General features: G+C 63.6%; 16 protein-coding genes and 1 pseudogene. 13 read left to right on the forward strand and 4 right to left on the reverse strand.

Annotation, left to right across the window (positions count from 1 at the left end):
- Positions 1-19 precede the first annotated feature (19 nt).
- The 3 genes from VFG40_RS10435 to VFG40_RS10445 all read left to right on the forward strand — a co-directional run bounded on the left by VFG40_RS10435 (position 20) and on the right by VFG40_RS10445 (position 2,419).
- Positions 20-727 (forward strand): uracil-DNA glycosylase family protein, encoded by a 708-nt coding sequence (locus VFG40_RS10435; RefSeq protein ID WP_324897290.1) that lies wholly within the window; start codon positions 20-22, stop codon positions 725-727.
- Positions 728-735: 8 nt separating this feature from the next.
- A complete protein-coding gene (locus VFG40_RS10440) occupies positions 736-1,095 on the forward strand; it encodes a hypothetical protein (protein ID WP_324897291.1) in 360 nt (119 codons plus the stop codon).
- 283 nt (positions 1,096-1,378) lie between these two features.
- Entirely contained in the window at positions 1,379-2,419 is a 1,041-nt protein-coding gene (locus VFG40_RS10445) for a DUF4189 domain-containing protein (protein WP_324897292.1), read from the forward strand.
- Between the two features lie 178 nt (positions 2,420-2,597).
- Here the strand turns inward: VFG40_RS10445 and VFG40_RS10450 are convergent, their stop codons facing one another.
- Entirely contained in the window at positions 2,598-2,819 is a 222-nt protein-coding gene (locus tag VFG40_RS10450) for a DUF6289 family protein (protein ID WP_324897293.1), read from the reverse strand.
- 204 nt (positions 2,820-3,023) lie between these two features.
- Between VFG40_RS10450 and VFG40_RS10455 the strand changes: the two genes are divergently transcribed.
- The 4 genes from VFG40_RS10455 to VFG40_RS10470 all read left to right on the forward strand — a co-directional run bounded on the left by VFG40_RS10455 (position 3,024) and on the right by VFG40_RS10470 (position 7,448).
- The gene (locus VFG40_RS10455; protein ID WP_324897294.1) at positions 3,024-3,812 is read left to right on the forward strand and encodes a hypothetical protein; all 789 of its coding nucleotides are present in this window, start codon (positions 3,024-3,026) and stop codon (positions 3,810-3,812) included.
- Between the two features lie 166 nt (positions 3,813-3,978).
- On the forward strand, positions 3,979-4,608 hold the full coding sequence (locus VFG40_RS10460) for an energy transducer TonB (RefSeq protein WP_324897295.1): 630 nt from the start codon (positions 3,979-3,981) through the stop codon (positions 4,606-4,608).
- Positions 4,609-5,029: 421 nt separating this feature from the next.
- Positions 5,030-6,745, forward strand: a complete 1,716-nt coding sequence (locus VFG40_RS10465) for a DUF6438 domain-containing protein (RefSeq protein ID WP_324897296.1) — start codon at positions 5,030-5,032, stop codon at positions 6,743-6,745.
- A gap of 205 nt (positions 6,746-6,950) precedes the next feature.
- Positions 6,951-7,448, forward strand: a complete 498-nt coding sequence (locus tag VFG40_RS10470; RefSeq protein WP_324897297.1) for a hypothetical protein — start codon at positions 6,951-6,953, stop codon at positions 7,446-7,448.
- A 63-nt stretch (positions 7,449-7,511) separates the two neighbouring features.
- Here VFG40_RS10470 and VFG40_RS10475 read toward each other — a convergent pair whose 3' ends face one another.
- On the reverse strand, positions 7,512-7,835 hold the full coding sequence (locus tag VFG40_RS10475; RefSeq protein ID WP_324897298.1) for a transposase: 324 nt from the start codon (positions 7,833-7,835) through the stop codon (positions 7,512-7,514).
- Between the two features lie 17 nt (positions 7,836-7,852).
- A complete protein-coding gene (locus VFG40_RS10480) occupies positions 7,853-8,221 on the reverse strand; it encodes a transposase (protein ID WP_324897299.1) in 369 nt (122 codons plus the stop codon).
- Between the two features lie 234 nt (positions 8,222-8,455).
- Between VFG40_RS10480 and VFG40_RS10485 the strand changes: the two genes are divergently transcribed.
- On the forward strand, positions 8,456-8,674 hold the full coding sequence (locus VFG40_RS10485; RefSeq protein WP_324897300.1) for a hypothetical protein: 219 nt from the start codon (positions 8,456-8,458) through the stop codon (positions 8,672-8,674).
- Entirely contained in the window at positions 8,674-9,603 is a 930-nt protein-coding gene (locus VFG40_RS10490; protein ID WP_324897417.1) for an SOS response-associated peptidase family protein, read from the forward strand. The genes VFG40_RS10485 and VFG40_RS10490 overlap by 1 nt, the downstream gene beginning before the upstream one ends.
- A gap of 176 nt (positions 9,604-9,779) precedes the next feature.
- On the opposite strand, the gene VFG40_RS10495 is transcribed toward VFG40_RS10490, so the two are convergent.
- On the reverse strand, positions 9,780-10,538 hold the full coding sequence (locus VFG40_RS10495; RefSeq protein ID WP_324897301.1) for an SDR family oxidoreductase: 759 nt from the start codon (positions 10,536-10,538) through the stop codon (positions 9,780-9,782).
- Positions 10,539-10,637: 99 nt separating this feature from the next.
- Between VFG40_RS10495 and VFG40_RS10500 the strand changes: the two genes are divergently transcribed.
- From VFG40_RS10500 to VFG40_RS10515, 4 genes and pseudogenes are all read left to right on the forward strand, one after another.
- Complete coding sequence (locus VFG40_RS10500; RefSeq protein ID WP_324897302.1) at positions 10,638-11,564, forward strand: LysR family transcriptional regulator; 927 nt, start codon at positions 10,638-10,640, stop codon at positions 11,562-11,564.
- 446 nt (positions 11,565-12,010) lie between these two features.
- Entirely contained in the window at positions 12,011-14,467 is a 2,457-nt protein-coding gene (locus VFG40_RS10505) for a hypothetical protein (RefSeq protein WP_324897303.1), read from the forward strand.
- Between the two features lie 315 nt (positions 14,468-14,782).
- A pseudogene (locus tag VFG40_RS10510) lies at positions 14,783-15,498 on the forward strand (polysaccharide deacetylase family protein); the annotation flags it as partial.
- A 289-nt stretch (positions 15,499-15,787) separates the two neighbouring features.
- Entirely contained in the window at positions 15,788-17,170 is a 1,383-nt protein-coding gene (locus tag VFG40_RS10515; protein WP_324897304.1) for a choice-of-anchor Q domain-containing protein, read from the forward strand.
- Positions 17,171-17,386 lie beyond the last annotated feature (216 nt).

Consider the following 17,386-nt stretch of genomic DNA (forward strand, 5'->3'; position numbering starts at 1 on the left):
GCGCAACAGGGGTGGAACGTTGAACAAGCATGAAAAGCTGTTGGAGCTCGTTAAAAAGAGGCGCCAGCCCGACATCCTTCCGCAATATGCGCGGCTGGCCGATTACGCCGACGGTGCTTTTGACAGGGATTGCAATTTTGTCTCTCCCTATTCCAAGGGCGCGCATAACATCAACGCAGACGTGATGATTATGCTCCAGGACTGGAGTTCGGATAATGCATTGCGGCGTAGTGGCGGACCAAGTGAACTGGGGCGCGATCCCAATCTTCCGACCAACAGGACGCTCGACAGGTTATTGAGGGACGCAATGGGGCTGAAGTTGGAAGATACTTACGCCACTAACTTGTTTCCTTTCATCAAGGGCCGCGGCTTATCCGCCCGTTTTCCTTTTGCGGATCTCGTGCTCGCGGCAAACGAATTCGCTTTACCGCAGATCAGGATTGTTGCGCCCAAGCTCGTCATCTGCCTCGGCAAGAACACCTTCAATGCTATTCATGTCGCGGCCTCTCAGGGCAGATTGACGCACGGGGCGGAACGCTGCCACACCATGGAAGATGCGATCAATGCAGCGTTCACTGTTGAATTGGAGGGGCGCAAGGTAGCCATCTGGGCGCAAGCCCACACTGGGGCTTGGGGGCAAAGCAATCGCAACAAGGGCGCTCCGGGCCGCACGTCCGGGGACTGGGTGAAAATGAGCCGCAGCGTTGGCTTGCTCGCCGCGCGTTGAGAAGACCCATGGACGTTACGGCGGCAGCGGCTGACGAGTCTGTGCGAGATGCACTCTTGGGCATCGAGGACAAGCTATACGAATCGGGGGCGCTGGTGACGGCTACGGGCGACAGTGAAGCCGAGGTCACCCTTACGTTCGAAGAAGTGCCCGTGGGTGAGGACAAGGTATTCGCGATGGTGGTACGCGTAATCGCACGCCCCACCTCGCGCACCTCGCCTGCGCGTTGGCAAACGCTCCGAGAGTATGTATTGGAAAGGTACGCGATGCTCCAGGCCGACTTTCCTGAGGACGTTCGCGAGGCATTGCTCGACTGTGTTGGACCGTTTGTGTTCGTCAATGGATTGGAGCTAACGGGGTCGAGCTAGAGCTAGAGCTAGAGCTAACACGGTCAGGTTCACTTACGCCGCTTGATTGAAGCGCTCGTCTGGCTTGGGCTCTGCTTACCGGGTGCGCGGTGGTCGATGGGCAGGGCGGACGCCTGCGAAGCGCCGGGTTTTCGTCAAAAACAGGGGTCAGAGTGCACTTTTTTGCAGCGCCTTTGCTTTAAAAAAGTCAGCCCTGGCCCCCGTTTTGGCTAAGCTTTTGATCTCCGAGTGCTAGGCTCGCTTGCAAGGCGCTTTGCTATTTTTAAACGTCAAGGAACGCGTTATGAAAAGGATTTTCCGGTATCGCCTGAGTGTCATCAGCATGCATCCCTCCGGACAAAGCCGGCGACATATCCTGCTCGCGGGATTTCTCTTTTTCACCGGCCTCTGGGCACATCCCGCTGTCGCGCAATATGCCTGTTCGGGCAACCAGCCCGGTCAGCGGGTAGTGGGCATGTCCCAAGGCGGCAATGGCGTCGCGCCTGTGCCGTTGTGCGTTGATGACCCCTCGACCTTACCCCAGTACCAGGCCCCTGCGTATGAGGCTCCTCCGGGCCCGCAGATGGTGTGGATGGACAACTACATGACGATGGCCTGGCACGCCGACGCATCTGACGGCTGGATTGCCACGGGTTTCGGCAGTTTCCAGGCTGCCGAGGCAGCAGCAGTCGGGGCATGTGCGCAAGCCATGGGCGACGGTTGCACCGTCGGTACGGGTGTCCGCAACGGCGGCCTCGCGCTGGTTCGGGACGAGGACGGGGCGTTGTGGGAGAACGTCGGCGATAGCGTGGCTGCTGCCAAGCGAGTCACTCTCAAGTCTTGCCGCGAGGGCGGTGGCAAGCATTGCGGAATCATCAGGACCGCTTTCGCACATCCGTGGCTTGAGGCCGTGGGTGGCCTGAGCTTGGGTCAGCCTATAATTCTTGCGCCTGAAGGCGACTTTCGCCGCAAATACGGCTCGGTGGCGTGGATCGATTCGAAGGCCATTGGCGGGCCGTGGGGCAGTACGGTCTGGGTCAGCACCGGGCGGCACAAGGCAGAGGATGCGTCCAGTGCGGCGGTGAATGCCTGCGAGAAGGCCAGTGGCCAGCAGTGCGTCGCCGCGCGGACCGTATCCGGCGGCGCCATCACCATAGCCACGGACACGACCCGTGCTTTGCACGTCGGCTCGAGTGCGGTCTACAAAACTGCCGCGAAGGATGCCGAAAGCCGCTGCAAAGAAGCGAAAGTGGAGTGCACGGTTACGGCGACCTATGACGTTCAGCAAGTCGGAGACTGGACTCACGACTCGAATGCGGCGCTGAAGGCGGCCGTCTCAAAATAGGCAGAAATTGCGGAATGAAGGAGGAAAAAATGGGTCTGAGTGCAATTTCTGGAGGCGAGCGCAGTGAGAGAGTGGCTCTGGCCCCCTTTTTTTTGTCTTTTTCTTGCGCATCTTCTGAAAAAGAAAAGCTGCCCGGAGGCAGCTTTTCAGATTTCGAACCCTTACGCTGGCGAAGTGATCAGCAGGGCTCTGATTCGATGGTGTAGTAAGCCGTGACTTGGCCAGTTTGCCTGTGGCGGCCCGTGCAATAGAGAACACTCTCTCCAACCATGTTGGTGTGGCTGGCGTCGGAGTAATAAATGGTGTCGATGTAGTTGGAAGGCGCACTGACCGCGATGGCGCTTGCGGTGAGAGCGGCGAATCCAGCGAGTCCAGTTATGAGAGTCTTGTTAAGCTTCATGCTCACTTCTTCCCTAAATGCGGCCCATCCGGCCGCGTTTCGATTGATACATGAACTGATGCGTAGGGTCAATGCGAATTCGGCCTAGAAAACCTGGAGTGAAAAACTGGGGTCAGAGTGCACTTTCTCTCGGTGTGCGCTGAAAAAGGTCGACCTCAGACCGTGTTTTGGTAAAGCATTGGCGCATGCCCAAGGGGAGTGCATATGTTGATCATCCGATCGCTTTTGCTGGTGCTTTGCGTTGTAGGTGTCACGACGGTGCGCGCGAGCGAACGTGAAGCACCGCGGGCACTGTCGCCGCAGGAGAAGGCAACCCTGCATGCCGACGAGGTGGTGGGGCGGGCCATGTTTGTAAGCGACCGGGCTGCCACAGTCGCGACCGATGCGGCGCTCAAGCTGGATGCGTTCCGCCAGGAATCGCGCGTGCGTGGATGGATCACCCAGGCGCACGCCGACGCGGTGACGGTGACCTTCATCGACGCGACGCCGGCAGCGCTGTATCGCGCCACCGTATCGAATGACGGCAAGTTGGTCGGCAAGGTGGAGGCGTATGCCACGCCACTGCCCCTCTCTGCGTTTGAGGCTGGTGCCGTCGCTGCCCGCACGGTCGCACTTGGCGCGAAGTTCCCGCCGTGCAGCGCTCGCTACAACACGGTGGTGCTCCCACTCGATGCATCGTCTGCGGGGAAATGGCTGGTTTACCTGCTACCCGCGACCACCCAACCAAGCGTCATCCCGATTGGCGGCACGTCTCGGGTGACCGTGGACCACGGCACCATCGTGGCGCAGCGGCCTTTCACGAAGTCGTGCATCGCCCTGGAAAATGACCCGCGTGCGGTCGCACTGATGATCAGCCACCTGCTCGACACCACGCCGACCGAGGCGCACGTCTTCTGGAGCCTTTGGGCGCACAAGGATATGTACGTGAGCACGGAGAGTGCGGCGTGGGCGATCCACGATGGGCGCATCCGTCTTGTAGAGACCGGCCACTGATCGACAACAGCGTTGTCCGTCGGGGTCAGCGAGACAGGGGCCAAAACAGCGAAGCCGGGGGTCAGGGTGCACTTTCTTGAAGCGAGCGCAGTGATCAGGTGACTCTGCCCCCTGTTTCAGTCCTCTTCTGGCGGCATCTGGCGCGAACAGAAACACAAGGATCAGCGTGCACTTCCTTATCCGCTTAGTGTTGCCCTTGGGTTTGTCGTTACAGGTTGGCGCGCCCCTTGGCGCCCAAAGGGCGCCGGACCTTACCCCCGCGTCCGTTGCCGAGGCACCTGTGCAGTATCCGGCCGAGGCCGTTGCCGCCGGCGAGGAGGGCACCGCCATCGTCGCCCTCGAGGTGGATGCCACCGGGCGTGTGCACGACGCGACCTTGGAAAAATCCAGCGGGCATCCACGGCTGGACGAGGCGGCCTTGCGAAGTGTCGCCCAATGGTCATTTCGACCCGCTCTCGTCAGAGGCAGGGCGGTTGCGCAGCGAATCCGGATTCCGGTGGCTTTTCAGCTGACGAGTGAAGGGGACACTCGGGGCCAGCCGTCGGGGGCCGCAACGATGGTGGCCTGGCTGATGAAGTTGCTGGGCGGCATCGTCTGGATATTCGGCTTTGCTTGGTCCCTGGTGCTCGCAAAACGCCGTTCCATCCTGTGGCTCTCAGGCATGGTTGCCCTCTGGGTCGTCACCTATCCGGTGTTTCTGGTGGTGCATTGGCAAAGTGCGAGGCGCAGCCTGCCCTTGGTGATGGCTGGCATGGCTTTGTCGTCTCTTGGGCTGTATCTCTCGAGCGTTAACTGATCCGCTTACCGAGGGATCAAAACAGGGCTCAGGTTCGACTTTCTGACCGGTTGTGGGCTTTCCTCGGCCGTCCGATCTTGAGCGGCCCGGCGGGGCGGGCGAGCTGGGCCTCGATGATGGCGCGGAAGTGGTCGGACCCGAGCGCATGCTGGCGCTGCAGATGCAGCCGGATCGAAAACAGGGGTCGAAAACAGGGGTCAGAGTGCACTTTTTGCAGCGCCTTTGCTTCGCAGAGTCAGCCTTGACCCCTGTTTGGCTAAGCTTTTGGTCGCCCAGTGCTAGGCTCGCTTGCGAGGCGCTTTTTTATTTTTGAAACGTCAAGGAATGCGAAAAACTGGGGTCAGAGTGCACTTTCCCGCAGGGTCAGCTAAAAAAGTCCGCTCTGACTCCTGTTTTAGTCTCAAGCGGGAGAAGGATTCAGATGAGCGTGTCCCCGAAGTGGATATTTGCGCGTGCGCTGGCGTGCGGTTTTTGTGTCGTCACCGGAGGCGCGCAGGCCAGTTCGGACGGCTCGACTACATCGAAGCCAGCAGCGATCCCTTCGTGTGGGCCGCACCAGCTTGATGGCATCCCTGCGAGTGACGAGGTTCTCGCTCATCGCCAGTTTGAGCTGCCGACGCTTTCTTACGCTGGCGATTCGGGTCCCACCCACTGGAATGTTCCGCTCACGCTGCTTGTTGACGCATCAGGGCGCGTTGCCTGCCGGTCGATGGGGAGCGACTTCAGTGAGCGGCGCGCACTCAACCACACGCGGCGCGAACTTCTGCGGGCGATGACTGGCTGGCGCTACCGGCCCTTTCTTGTCGACGGCAAGCCAGCTTCGGTTGTAATTCGGGAGACGGTAGCCGAGCAGCGGGTCCCCTTGGTGCACCAACCGTTGCCCGAGGTTTCACCCGCTCAGGTGACGATTTCGCTGTCCCGAGGCGGGTGCTTCGGAATGTGCCCTGGTTATGAGGTGAGCATCCACGGGAACGGGCAGGTGGACTATCAAGGTGGGGGCTATGCAGACGTCCAGGGAAAGCACCGCTATCAGATATCCCCTGAAGAGGTGGCGGCGCTTGTGGAAAGAGCCCGGCGCGTCGATCTCTGGTCCATGAGCACTAGTTATCGAGCTCCAATCACCGACAACTCGACCTACGTGCTCACCTTGAAGATGGGCAGGTTGACGCACGAGATCGAGGACTATGTGGGTCGCATGGTCGGCATGCCTGCCGCGGTTGGGGAATTCGAAAACGAGGTGGATCGTGTGGGACGAACGTCCGAGTGGATACATCTCTCCTTGGCGGCGGTCGAGCGCTTGCAAAGTGAAAACTTTGATTTCACCTCACAAGAGGGCGCTGATACGTTGGCGCGAGCCGTTGCCAACGACGGTAGCACCGACGAAGCGGCGTTGTTGCGGATGATCGACCTTGGTACGCCTGTCAAGGGCGGAGACGCGGTACGGCCACCGCGGGGAGCGCCCATGCCGACGGAATCGACACTGCTAAACGTTGCGCTGGTCCATCATCGCGTCGCGCTGATCGATCCGCTCGTGGCGCAGGGCCTGTTGAACACGGGCGGTCTGCTGGACAAGCACAAACTCGACCTGGCCTTTCAGGACGCAGTAAGGGGCGGGCGCCTTGCGGCCGTGCAGAAGATATGGAACGCAGGCGGTGGCGAGGTCCACCCTTCGCTTCGGCTCGAGGACGAGGATGAAGATGGTGAACGGGCCACCCCCAAGCGCGTGCCGGTGACGCTGCTCCTCTCACGCTCCTACCGCGATGTGCATTGGGAGGGACAGGCGATTGCCGAATGGCTTGCCGCGAAGGGCTGCGATCTGAAGGCGCAGGCAGCTGATGGCGACACGCTTCTGCACAGGGCGGTTGAGGCGGGTGATATCGCATTCGTTCGCTACCTGCTGCTGCATGGCCTGAATGCGTCAACCGCGGGTCGTTACGGCCTGCCTGCATTGGGAAGCGCGCAGAATGAAGACATCGCGCTGCTGCTTCTGAAGGCTGGCTCAAGCTGGCAAATGAATGACGGTGGAGCAGGTTTCAGGCGCTACGCTGAGGAACAGCATTGGACGCGAGTGCTTGCTTATCTTAATCAGCACACGGGCGAGGCAAGCCGAAAACAGGGGTCAGGTTCGACTTTCTGATCGAAAAGTCCACTTTGACCCCTGTCTTCGGAGGTTCCAAATGCCGGGTTTACTTTGCTGGCATGGGCAACACGAGAAGGGGTGATCGGAAAGTTCACCCAAATGCGCACTCTTTGGTCGAGGGGCCGGCGTTCGCTACACGGTGCTCGAGCTCCCTGTGAGGCAGAGCCGGTCCGGCGTTTCCACGCACAAGGAGGTTTGCGGCATGGACGAGTTTATCGATGGATGCAGTTGCAGGGTCTGGGCGATTGACGGCTGGATCAATGAGGAACGATCGACCAATCTGAATCACCTGATCGAGGCCAAGGGTACTGCCCTGTACCAAGGAGGGTTCAAGGGTAACCGACACCTCAAGGTGGCCGAGTTCGTCGGCCTCAGGACGGCGGTCAGTACGGCGCGGCCGTGCATCATATACGGGGAGTTCGATTCTGCGGCTGACAAGCTGCCCACACACATGTGGCTTGAATACGACGGCTACATCTACGACACGATTCCTGGCTTCCGCTTGCGGCGGAAGCCAGCTACCGAGGTAAGCCGTCGTTCGCCGGGCTGCGTCAACGGTCAGTACGCTGCAAACAAGGTTGGTGCGGTGCCCGCCTACCTTTCGGTCAACCAATATGCGGCCATCCAGGCTGCCGATGGGCATTGGGCAGCCGTCGCCGGAGCTGGGTGCGACGAGTTCACCCCTCAGGACACGGGTTGATCATCCAATCCAGAAACTGGAGTCAACCAAACAGCGGTCAGGTTCCACTTTCCAAAACAAAGGTCAGGTTCGACTTTCTGACCGGTTGTGGGCTTTCCTCGGCCGCCCGATCTTGAGCGGCCCAGCAGGGCGGGCGAGCTGGGCCTCGATGGCGGCACTGAAGCGGTCGGATCCGAGCGCATGCTGACGCTGCAGATGCAGCCGGATCGCCTCGATATCTTCGTCGGACATGGTTTCCACCGCGATGGCGCGATAGGCGGCGCAGCGCTCCTCCCTCGTGGCTCCAAGGGCGTGGTAGTTGGGGTGGGGGTGGACGACCGCGTCGTCACGCCCGAGGGCGTTGGCCGCATGGCTGGACCACGGGTAGTCGGCGGGATCGGCGCACATGCGCGCGCGAACCGGGTTCAGCTCGATGTAGCGGTAGCAGCGCAGCAGGTAGGTGTCGCGATCGACGAGGGAGGATTTGTAGCGGCCCTCCCAGGCGTGCCCGTGCGGCGGTAACGATCGTTGACGTAGCGGACATATCGCCGCCCCAGCGCCTGCATGAGGCGGGCGACCTGGCCGCTGGTCTCCGGGGTCATCAGCAGGTGCACGTGGTTGGTCATCAGTACATAGGCGTGAACCTGGCAGTGCTCCCGCAGCGCGATCTCCTTGAGGTTCTGCAAGTAGCAGTGCCGATCGGCATCGGTGAAGAAGCAGGGCTGTCGATCGTTTCCGCGCTGGACTACGTGCTGGGAAATGCCCGGGAGGTCGATGCGCGGACTGCGTGCCATGGGCGGCTCCTTGCCAAAGCGCCATCGATGCCCGTGGTCCGGCGCGTCGTCTGTCGTTGCAGGCCCACGAGACACTCAGAAAATTGCACTCTGTGCCCGCACGAGCTGAGCCCGGCTCGGCCAGGAGGTCGCCGGCCAGGTCCGGCGCGGGCCTGGGTTCGCGTCTGGGTATGGAGCGGACGCCACGCCGTTGGCGACTCACGATCGGCGATCGGCCAGTGCTAGATTCAAGCGATGACCGCCACCCTTGCCCAGCTGCAGGAAGACCTGGATGACCTTGAGTCGCGGATGCCGACGATGGTCCGTGCATCTGCGACCACTGAATTCTTCCTTCCGGATTGCGTTCCCCGGGAAATTCTCCTCCTGGACGCAGCGGCCAAGGATGACTACCCATGGGCAGCCGGGCGGCTGCGCGAGATGTTGCGCCAGCACAGCGCACCGGCACTCGACTGATGTGCTACTCGGCGCAGGTGTGGGCGGCATACAACAAGTTCGTGCACGTGCATGGCGCGATCATGGACTTCAAGGAGTTCGTGCGGACCTTCATTGACGTCAAGGCACGCGGCCAGTGGTCCCGTCTGCCCAAGGCCATGCGCGAGAGCTTCCGCAAGCCAGAGAGCGCCGAAGGGTTCGAGCTGGCCAAGCTGGTGGCCGAAGGCGACCGGGAACTCGAAGCCGTGCTCGAGTCCGACCTCGGCACACAGCGCGATCGCCTGGCCAAAGCGGAGGCGGTGCTCGCGAGCGCCAAGCCCACCAAGAAGGCCGCAAACGACCAGCGCATCGCCGGCAACAAGATCAAGGCCGTCGAGCGCAAGCTCGAAGACCTTCACCGCCGCGAGCTGGAGCCCGACGACTCGCGCATCTACCCCGGCTATTACGCGCCGGTGATGGTGTGGGAGGACGGCCGACGCGTAGTGAAGCCCATGCGCTACCAGTGCAGGCCAGAGGGGAAGCCCGCGCTCTACGACACCAGGTTCCCCGGCACCTACAACGCCAGGCGAGACAATCTCGAGGGCTTCTGGAAAGGCCAGTTCGGCTTCGCCCATGGCCTCATCGTCGTTGAAACCTTCTACGAGAACGTCGAGGGACCAGACGGGAAAAATCGCGTGGTGCAGTTCACCCCGCGCGACCGCGAGCCGATGCTCGTGGCGTGTCTGTGGTCACGATGGGAGGGGCAGGGCGAGAAGCTGCTGTCGTTTACCGCGATCACCGACGAGCCGGAGCCCGAAGTCGCCGCGGCCGGGCACGATCGAACGATCATCAACATAAAGCCGGAACACATCGACGCGTGGCTCCGTCCGGATCCGGCGAACCTGGCCGCGCTATATGCCATCTTCGACGACAAGCGGCACCCGTTCTACGAGCACCAGATCGCGGCTTGATCGCGCGAATCGGCTCACCTCAACCTGACCCGATTGACCAAGCGGGACGGGGGAGGGGCTCTCCGGAGAGAAGCCCTCCTACTCGCTCCCGCGTCACCTGTCACGCCAGCCCGCCGGGACGCTCCGGCGGGAAGCGCCCCGGCTTGTGGGGGTACAGGCGCCTGGGAGCCCTCCCGTCACACCTGGGCCTGGCCACCGTCGACGAACAACTCGGTGCCGGTGACGAAGCTGGCGTCATCGGAGGCGAGGAACACGGCCGCGCGTGCGATCTCCAGCGGCTCACCGACCCGCCCCAGCGGCAACTGGGCAGCGAGCGCGTCGAGCAGGCCCTGCTGCTGGGCCGCGTCCGGGCCAGCCAAGCCGACCAGGCCGGGCGTGCGCGTGGGGCCGGGGCTCAGCGTGTTGAAGCGGATCCTGCGGCTCTTGTCGACGTCGAGAATCCAGTTGCGGACGAATGCGCGCACCGCGGCCTTGGATGCGCCATAGACGCTGAAAGCAGGCGTGCCGGTGGTCGCGGCGGTGGAACCGGTCAGGATGACGGAGGCGCCCGGCCCCAGGATGGGCAGCAGGGTCTGCACCGTGAACAGGGTCCCCTTGACGTTGCGGTCGAAGGTGTCATCGAAGTGCGCTTCGGTGATCTCGCCCAGCGGAAGCATGGAGCCGCCGCCGGCGTTGACGAACAGCACGTCCACGCGCCCGTGTTCGCCCTTGATGCGGTCGGTCAGGCGCTGCAGGTCACCGAGCTTGGCCGAGTCCACCTGCACTGCGACGCCCTGCGGACCGATCGAGGCCGCCGCGGCTTCGAGCTCGGCTTTCCGGCGCCCGGTGATGTAGACGGTGGCGCCCTCCAGAGCGAACTGCCGGGCGGTCTCCAGGCCGATGCCGGAGCTGCCGCCGGTGACCACCGCGATCTTGTTTTCGAGCTTGCGTGACATGGTTGAAACCTCGTGGGTGAGTGACTGGTGGCGAAAAGATATCGACGGAAGGTTCGTGACTAAATAGAATCAAATGAAATTCATCGTTTCATTATTGATATGTCCAAGCTGCCGGACTTCGAAGGGCTCGCCCTGTTTGCCAAGGTCGCCGAATGCCGCTCGTTCCGGGCCGCGGCGCGCGAGCTCGACCTCTCGGTGCCGACGCTGTCGCGGGGTGTCGCGCGGCTGGAAAAGCGCCTGGGTGCGCGGGTGTTCAACCGGACGTCGCGCCAGCTCGCGCTGACCGCGTTCGGCAGCAACCTGCTTGAGCGCGCAGCCCAGCTCTATCGCGATGCCGAGGAGGCCGAGGCGCTGGCGCGCGACCAGTCCGCCTCGCCGCGCGGGACAGTGCGGATCGCCGCGCCGATGACTTTCGGCGTGCGCTGGGTGGCCCCATTGCTCCCGGCGTTGCTCGCGCGTTATCCGGAGTTGACCGTCGATCTGCATCTGTCCGATGCGGTGGTCGACATCGTCGGCGATGGCTTTGACGCAGCGCTGCGCATCGCGTCGCTGCCCGATTCCTCGCTGGCGGCACGACTGCTCTGCAAGGTGTCGCGGTTTACCGTGGCAGCGCCAGTTTACGTAAGGCGCTTCGGCACGCCCAAGCACCCGCGTGACCTGGACCCCGCCCACTGCCTCGCCTACGCGCTTCGCGCTGGAAGCGACGCGTGGCGTTTCCGCAACGGCCGCAAGGAGGAGGTGGTCCATCCGATGGGGAGGCTGCGCACCACCAACTCGGAGGCACTGCTGCCGGTGTTGCTGGCCGGCGAGGCTGTTGCCGCGCTGCCCGAGTTCATGGCGGCGGAGTACCTGCGGGACGGTCGCCTGTTGTCGTTGCTGCCCGACTGGGAGCAGTCCGGCGGAGGCCTGTACTTCGTGTCGCCGACCACGCGCCACCGACCGGCAAAGGTGGAAGCGGTGGCCAACTACTTCGCCGAGGTGCTGAGCGATCCGGTCTGGCGGTGGCCGAGTCGGGCGAAGAAGTGATCCTGGGCAGATTACCCGCTTGGTGATGCCGCGCTGCGTGACGTGCAGCGGAACACCCTGCTCGGCTTCCGCTCCCGGCCCCCGGATCTCCCCATGAAAGGAGACGAGGCCAACCAAGCTTGTTCGCCGTCTGGCAGAGCGCGCCGCGTGCGTGACTTGATTGGCCACATCCTCTTCTCGAGCACTCACACGATCGAGCCGAGACGGAAGACACTTCCCCTCCATCTGCACATGGTTGCGGTACAGCTGCGCGCCTTCTGTCCGGACATCGTCGATCAGGGCGTGGGGTACGTCGACAAGCGGGAGGAATACGTGCGTCAGACCCGCTCAACCCCCCTCGTTTCTTCCAGCGACGGGGCGCGAACGAACAGGAGCCACGGATTGCGTGCGCTGTCTTCCCTGGCGGCTGGCGGTGCTATCTTCTGCGCCATATCCGGGGGGATTTCATGTCAGCCATCGCTCGTTTCGCGGTCCGCGTCGCCGCGCTTTTCCTGTGTGCCATCAGCGCAGTAGCCACGGCGCAAGCGCCAGTCGATCCCGCCGTCTGGGGGCCCTACGCGCACGTCGCCGGGACGCAGCGGCGCGACCCGATCTATATCGTGCGCTGGCATTGGACCAAGCCGGGTGCGGAGCTGGTCGAGGAGTTCATCCTGCGCAGCGGCGCCGAGGTGGACTACAGCAACACCATCACGCCGGGCGCGGGTCCGGGCAAGCTGCGCCTCGTCAGCTCCTACATGAGCAAGGAGTGGCTGGGCACGGTGCAGAGCGACGGCAGCGTGCTGTGGATCGGCTCGGGCTTTCTCAAGATGCCGTATCGGGTAGCGCTGGGCGAGGATGGCGCCCTCGACATGCGGAAGGTGAAGCTGAGCCATGGCGCGATCGCATCGATCGCTCCGGCGACCGCGAACTCGCGCTTCGAACTGATCCCCAACGACGATGAGTCGTCTCCCGCCCCGGCCGATCAGGCGGCGTGGGGGGTTTACTCGCGACTTGCTGGCGCTGACATGGCCTCCGGCCACGGGCAAATCCGCTGGTCGTGGCGCGACAAGGACACGCTGGTCGAGGATGGCGGCGGGGCATCCGCCAGGGCATTCATCACGGTCGCCGGTCCTGGCGCGCTGCGCTATGTCACCGAGGACGGCAAAGAGCAGCGCAGCGGCGCCGTGCAACCGGACGGTTCGGTTGTGTGGACCATGGCGGGCTCCGAGCCCTTCCGGGTTTCGCTGCTCGATGGCGGCGTTGCCTATGACCAGGTAACGCTGCGCGACGGGGTGGTGGTAGAGGCCGGCAAGATGCTGCGCCTGGTCGGTACCCTGCCGCCAGCGGCTAGGTTGGAGCAGCCTGCGCCGACACCCGAACCCACTGCCGCTGTGGCCGCCCCTCCCGTGGCTCCCACTTCGCCCCGGGCTGCCGCAGCACCGGACGCGAGCGCGCCGGCGCCGGCGGTAGCCGCCGCAGCGAGAGTGGCGCCCGCCGCGCCGGCACTGTCGGACGTTGACGCATTGCTGCAGAGCACGGGCGAAGACATGTGCGCGTCAGCGAAGGAGCGGGCGAGCCGCTTTTGCGCCGCGCTGGTCGCACTGATCAGGAAGCGACAGGCGGATGGAGTCGTGATTGCATTCCGCGAGCCGCCTGCCGCGACGCCGGGTTCAAGGAAGTCCGCTGCCGCCGGGAAAAAGGGTGCGGCGGCAACGGACGCGATGCAGGCCGTCCCGGCGCGTTGGGGCGTGATGGCAACGCTGGTGGATCAGCCACACTTCGTGTTCCGCACGGAGCCGGAGCGCAACCCGCCCAGCTCCCCTGACAAAGGCTACGTGTCGGCGTGGACGGAGCGCGGCCTTGAACTGGAATGGAAAGAGATCACGGCAGGAAGCGAAGGTCCTGCCACCGATATTTATCGGTGGAACGCCAAGCGGCAGAAGGTGATCGGCCTGCCGCTCGACGTAAAGGCTGCTTATGCCCGGGAGCTGAGCGTGGAGGCCGGAGGCATCTCCCAGCTCCTCGTTCTGCGGCCGGACAATCTCAAGGTGCGCTCGCTGGTTCAGGCGATCTCTGACGGCGGAACGAAGTGGACCAACCAGTCCCTCAAGGACGGTGCCTGGGCCACCTTCTCGACCACCTATGACGTTCCCAGTACACCGGAATGGGTCGCTCAATGGCAGCAGTGGCAGGCGCGTCGCCGGGAGCAGGCGCAGCTTGCGGCAGCAGCGGAGCAGCAGCGGCAGCAGGCCGAATTCGCAGCGATGGAGGAGCAGGCATTGGCGCGACAGCAGGAAGAGGCAGACGCCGACGCCGAGTTCGAGGCCGAACGGGCGCAGAAGGCCGCCGCCTGGAATGCCATGGCCGCGGCGAACGAGCAGGGGCTGGCGGACTCCATCGCGCGCCTCAACGACACCACGGCGCGGGTGCAGGCGCAGCAGGAGCAATACAGACTGCAACAGCAGTATGCGCAACAGGCGGCGCAGACCGAGCAGCGCCAGCGCGATGCCGAAAATGCGCGTCTGACGACGCAGCGCCAGTACGAGACAGCGCGCCAGTTCGAGGCACAGCAGCAGGCACAGCGTGAAGCGCAGACGCAACGCCAGGTGCAAGGCCTACCGCAAGCACAAGGCGCGCCGAGAGGCACGGCGTCCACGCAAACCGATGCCAATGTTTGCGTAAGCCGGCCTGTGGTGGGTCCCAACAATGCCTGTGGCAAGGGCACGTCAGCTTCGGTCAGCAACCACTGCCCGACGCCGGTGGACGTGCGTATGTGTTCGATGACGCCCAGAGGTTGGGATTGCAGCGCGCGCTGGGGTCTGGCACCTGGCGAAAGCTGGAGTCAGGCGTGGTGCGCAGGGACGTCGCAGATATTCACCACGGCCCGCAACAGCAACAGCGGCGTCCCGCTCGATTCGCCGTAACCGGACGGCAAGGCAATCGGCCCAGGGTCGACTTTTGCGTGAACTCCGGGACCTGTTCGGCCTTCCGGCGCTGAGCGTCTCGACGGGTTGATAAGGCGAGAAACGCGGACGCGCATGAAGCGAGCGTGGCCGGGGTAGCGCGGAGGGCCTGTCACAACGCGGGGGCCAAGTTCACTCGCTGGTCGCCTCCGCATTGGAAAAGTGGGCTTCGATTTCTGCTTTTGCTTCAAGGACGTTTTCGCAGATCGGCGGCACAGGCTCCATGTTCGTTGGAGCGTAACGCCCGGAGGGGTCGGGCGTTTACAGGGACCCGGCATGGCCATTCCGATCCTCATGTATCACCACGTCGCGGCGGTGGCCGGCGTGGCGCGCCGCTGGCGCAGCCTGTACGTGACGCCCAGCGCGTTTGCGTGGCAGATGGGGCTGTTGCACCGCCTGGGGTATCGCGGCCTGTCGATGTCCGACGCCATGCCCTACCTGCGTGGTGAGAGGGCGGGCCGGGTAGCGGTTGTCACACTCGATGACGGTTACCTCGACAACTTCGAGAACGCGTTACCGGTGCTGCAGCGCTTCGGTTTCACCGCCACCTGCTACGTAGTCAGCGGCAGCATCGGCCGGCACAACACGTGGGACGCGGACCGGCTCGGACGGGAGAAACCGATGATGAACACGGCCCAGGTGCTGGCCTGGCGCGATGGCGGCATGGAAGTTGGCGCGCATACGCGCAGCCACCCGTACCTCACAAGGTGCGACGTCCCTCAGCTGCGCGAGGAGATCGTCAGCTGCAAGGCAGAGCTGGAAACGCTGCTGGATGCCCCCGTGCTCCAGTTCTGCTACCCGTACGGCGACGTGGACGACCGCGTGCTCGAAGTTGTGCGTGAGGCCGGTTACCTCGCGGCGACCACCAGTCGCCGCGGTCGCGCCATGCCGGGCGCGGACTTGTGGCGGTTGCCACGGGTGCCCATGGCGCCCCGGCATATCCTCCGCAGTTGGCGGCGCGTGCGCTGACCGACGGTGAGGTTCGGCGTGGAGCCGGAGCGGCACCGACGTCGCAGGAAGATCCTTCGGATTTTTCAAACTGCGCGGCGACATTCCGGGAGCGCTCGCCGCTGTTGCAGGGTGGCGATCCGCTCCGGAGAAGTCTGCGCTGACCCAAGTCCGGGGCTCAGCTCCAGCGCTTCTGAACCCCTTGCTCGAGTCCGGTTTTCGAACGTTTCCGTTCACCCTCTCGCCACACCATCGCGCGCATGTTCCGGCGCACGTGCAGGGGGTCATGGGCATCGTCCGAAGCGGCGCTGCCTTCTTCATGGAGGGTGCGTCATGCGTCAATTCCTGTTTCGCCCGCTTGCGAGCGGTGGCCCGTTCGTGTGCGTCATTTCCGCTGCGCTGTTGGTGAGTTCGGCCTTGCCATCGCGTGCCGCGAGCGCCGCGACCGTCCACGTGATGAACTGCAACGACAGTGGCGTCGGCAGCTTGCGAGGTTCCATCGCCAGTGCGCAGAGCGGCGACACGATCGATGCGAGGCACCTGAGTTGCCACCTCATCCGCCTTACCGGCGGCGAGATACGCATTGCGCAGCACGACATGACAATCATCGGCCCCGGCAGCAGGCTTCTGACGGTGGACGCTGACCGTGCAGGCAGGGCGTTCCTGCACGATGCCCCGAGCGCATCCGACAACTTGGGCACACTGGTGATCAAGCAGATGACTGTCGCCAATGGCGGGTATGCAGGGGCGACAGGTTCCGGCGGCTGCGTGGCTTCCAACAGCAATCTCGAACTGCAGGGAGTGGATGTGCACGGCTGCTTTGGCGGCTCGGGCGGCGGAGTGTTTGCCGACTATGGCCTGCGCCTGCTCAACAGCAACATCTTCGACAACGTGGCGGACGGCGTGGGTGGCGGTGCGGCAGCGTTCGACATGATCGTCTACCGCAGCCGCATCTACGGCAACCACGCCAGCCGGTGGGGCGGTGGCGCAACGGCACAGGACATGATGACGCTGTCCTATTCGACCGTGGACGGCAACCGCTCGCAGAGCGAGGGTGGTGGCGTCTATGCCGAAGGCAGACTGGTCGTCAACAAATCCACCGTTTCAAATAACGCCGTTACCGTGTCGGACTACGGCCGCCCCGGCGGGGGCGTGTGGGGGCGTGCGATCTACGTTATCGACAGCACGGTCTCCGGGAACGAGGCGTTTTACGGTAGCGCGATCTGGGCCATGGACTCGCTCCAGATCGCCAACAGCACCATTGCCTTCAACCGGGAGACGGGGTCCGAAAGTCTGGGAGCGGTTGTGGTGTATCACTTCACCGGCCTGGCTGCCCTGCCTGGGGCGCAGGCCGGCGTACCGGCCTACAACATCAGCAGCTCGATCGTCGCCGACAACCTATGGCGAGGGAACCCCGGCTACGCGTTCGAGCCGGACTCGATCTTTTTCGTGCACGGTTACAACAACATCTTCCAGCAATCGCCGATCCCGGTGCCGCCCGATACGATGACGCTGGATCCTCTGCTTGCACCGCTGGCGGACAACGGCGGGCCCACGATGACGCACGCGTTGCTCAACGGCAGTCCCGCCATCGACCGCGGCAACAATCTGCGTCACCGCCATTACGACCAGCGTGGACCGGGCTTCGCGCGCGTGCAGGGCTCGGCGCCAGACATCGGCGCATTCGAACTCTGTCCGGCGGATACCAGGAACTAGCCGTCTGCGACGGCACGAAGGCAGCGGCACGATCTGGAGACGGCGGCAGGGAGAGCGTGCAACGTTCCGTGTCTGTCGGTGCGTTGCGGGGGCGTCCGATTCTTGAGCGATCCGCGCCGGGCTTCGATGGCGGCAACGACCGGATTCGAGCGCGTGCTGGCGCTGCAAGTACGGGCGAAACGTCCCGATGCCGCGTCGGCACGTTTCCGTGGCGGT

This window comes from Dyella sp. (assembly GCF_035685805.1).
Classification (GTDB): Bacteria; Pseudomonadota; Gammaproteobacteria; order Xanthomonadales; family Rhodanobacteraceae; genus Dyella_A.

Coding starts and splice junctions, on each gene's coding strand:
- VFG40_RS10440 (WP_324897291.1), top strand. CDS start 736: ATGGACGTTACGGCGGCAGCGGCTGACGAGTCTGTGCGAGATGCACTC.
- VFG40_RS10445 (WP_324897292.1), top strand. CDS start 1,379: ATGAAAAGGATTTTCCGGTATCGCCTGAGTGTCATCAGCATGCATCCC.
- VFG40_RS10450 (WP_324897293.1), bottom strand. CDS start 2,819: ATGAAGCTTAACAAGACTCTCATAACTGGACTCGCTGGATTCGCCGCT.
- VFG40_RS10455 (WP_324897294.1), top strand. CDS start 3,024: ATGTTGATCATCCGATCGCTTTTGCTGGTGCTTTGCGTTGTAGGTGTC.
- VFG40_RS10465 (WP_324897296.1), top strand. CDS start 5,030: ATGAGCGTGTCCCCGAAGTGGATATTTGCGCGTGCGCTGGCGTGCGGT.
- VFG40_RS10470 (WP_324897297.1), top strand. CDS start 6,951: ATGGACGAGTTTATCGATGGATGCAGTTGCAGGGTCTGGGCGATTGAC.
- VFG40_RS10475 (WP_324897298.1), bottom strand. CDS start 7,835: ATGTGCGCCGATCCCGCCGACTACCCGTGGTCCAGCCATGCGGCCAAC.
- VFG40_RS10480 (WP_324897299.1), bottom strand. CDS start 8,221: ATGGCACGCAGTCCGCGCATCGACCTCCCGGGCATTTCCCAGCACGTA.
- VFG40_RS10485 (WP_324897300.1), top strand. CDS start 8,456: ATGACCGCCACCCTTGCCCAGCTGCAGGAAGACCTGGATGACCTTGAG.
- VFG40_RS10490 (WP_324897417.1), top strand. CDS start 8,674: ATGTGCTACTCGGCGCAGGTGTGGGCGGCATACAACAAGTTCGTGCAC.
- VFG40_RS10495 (WP_324897301.1), bottom strand. CDS start 10,538: ATGTCACGCAAGCTCGAAAACAAGATCGCGGTGGTCACCGGCGGCAGC.
- VFG40_RS10500 (WP_324897302.1), top strand. CDS start 10,638: ATGTCCAAGCTGCCGGACTTCGAAGGGCTCGCCCTGTTTGCCAAGGTC.
- VFG40_RS10505 (WP_324897303.1), top strand. CDS start 12,011: ATGTCAGCCATCGCTCGTTTCGCGGTCCGCGTCGCCGCGCTTTTCCTG.
- VFG40_RS10515 (WP_324897304.1), top strand. CDS start 15,788: ATGCGTCAATTCCTGTTTCGCCCGCTTGCGAGCGGTGGCCCGTTCGTG.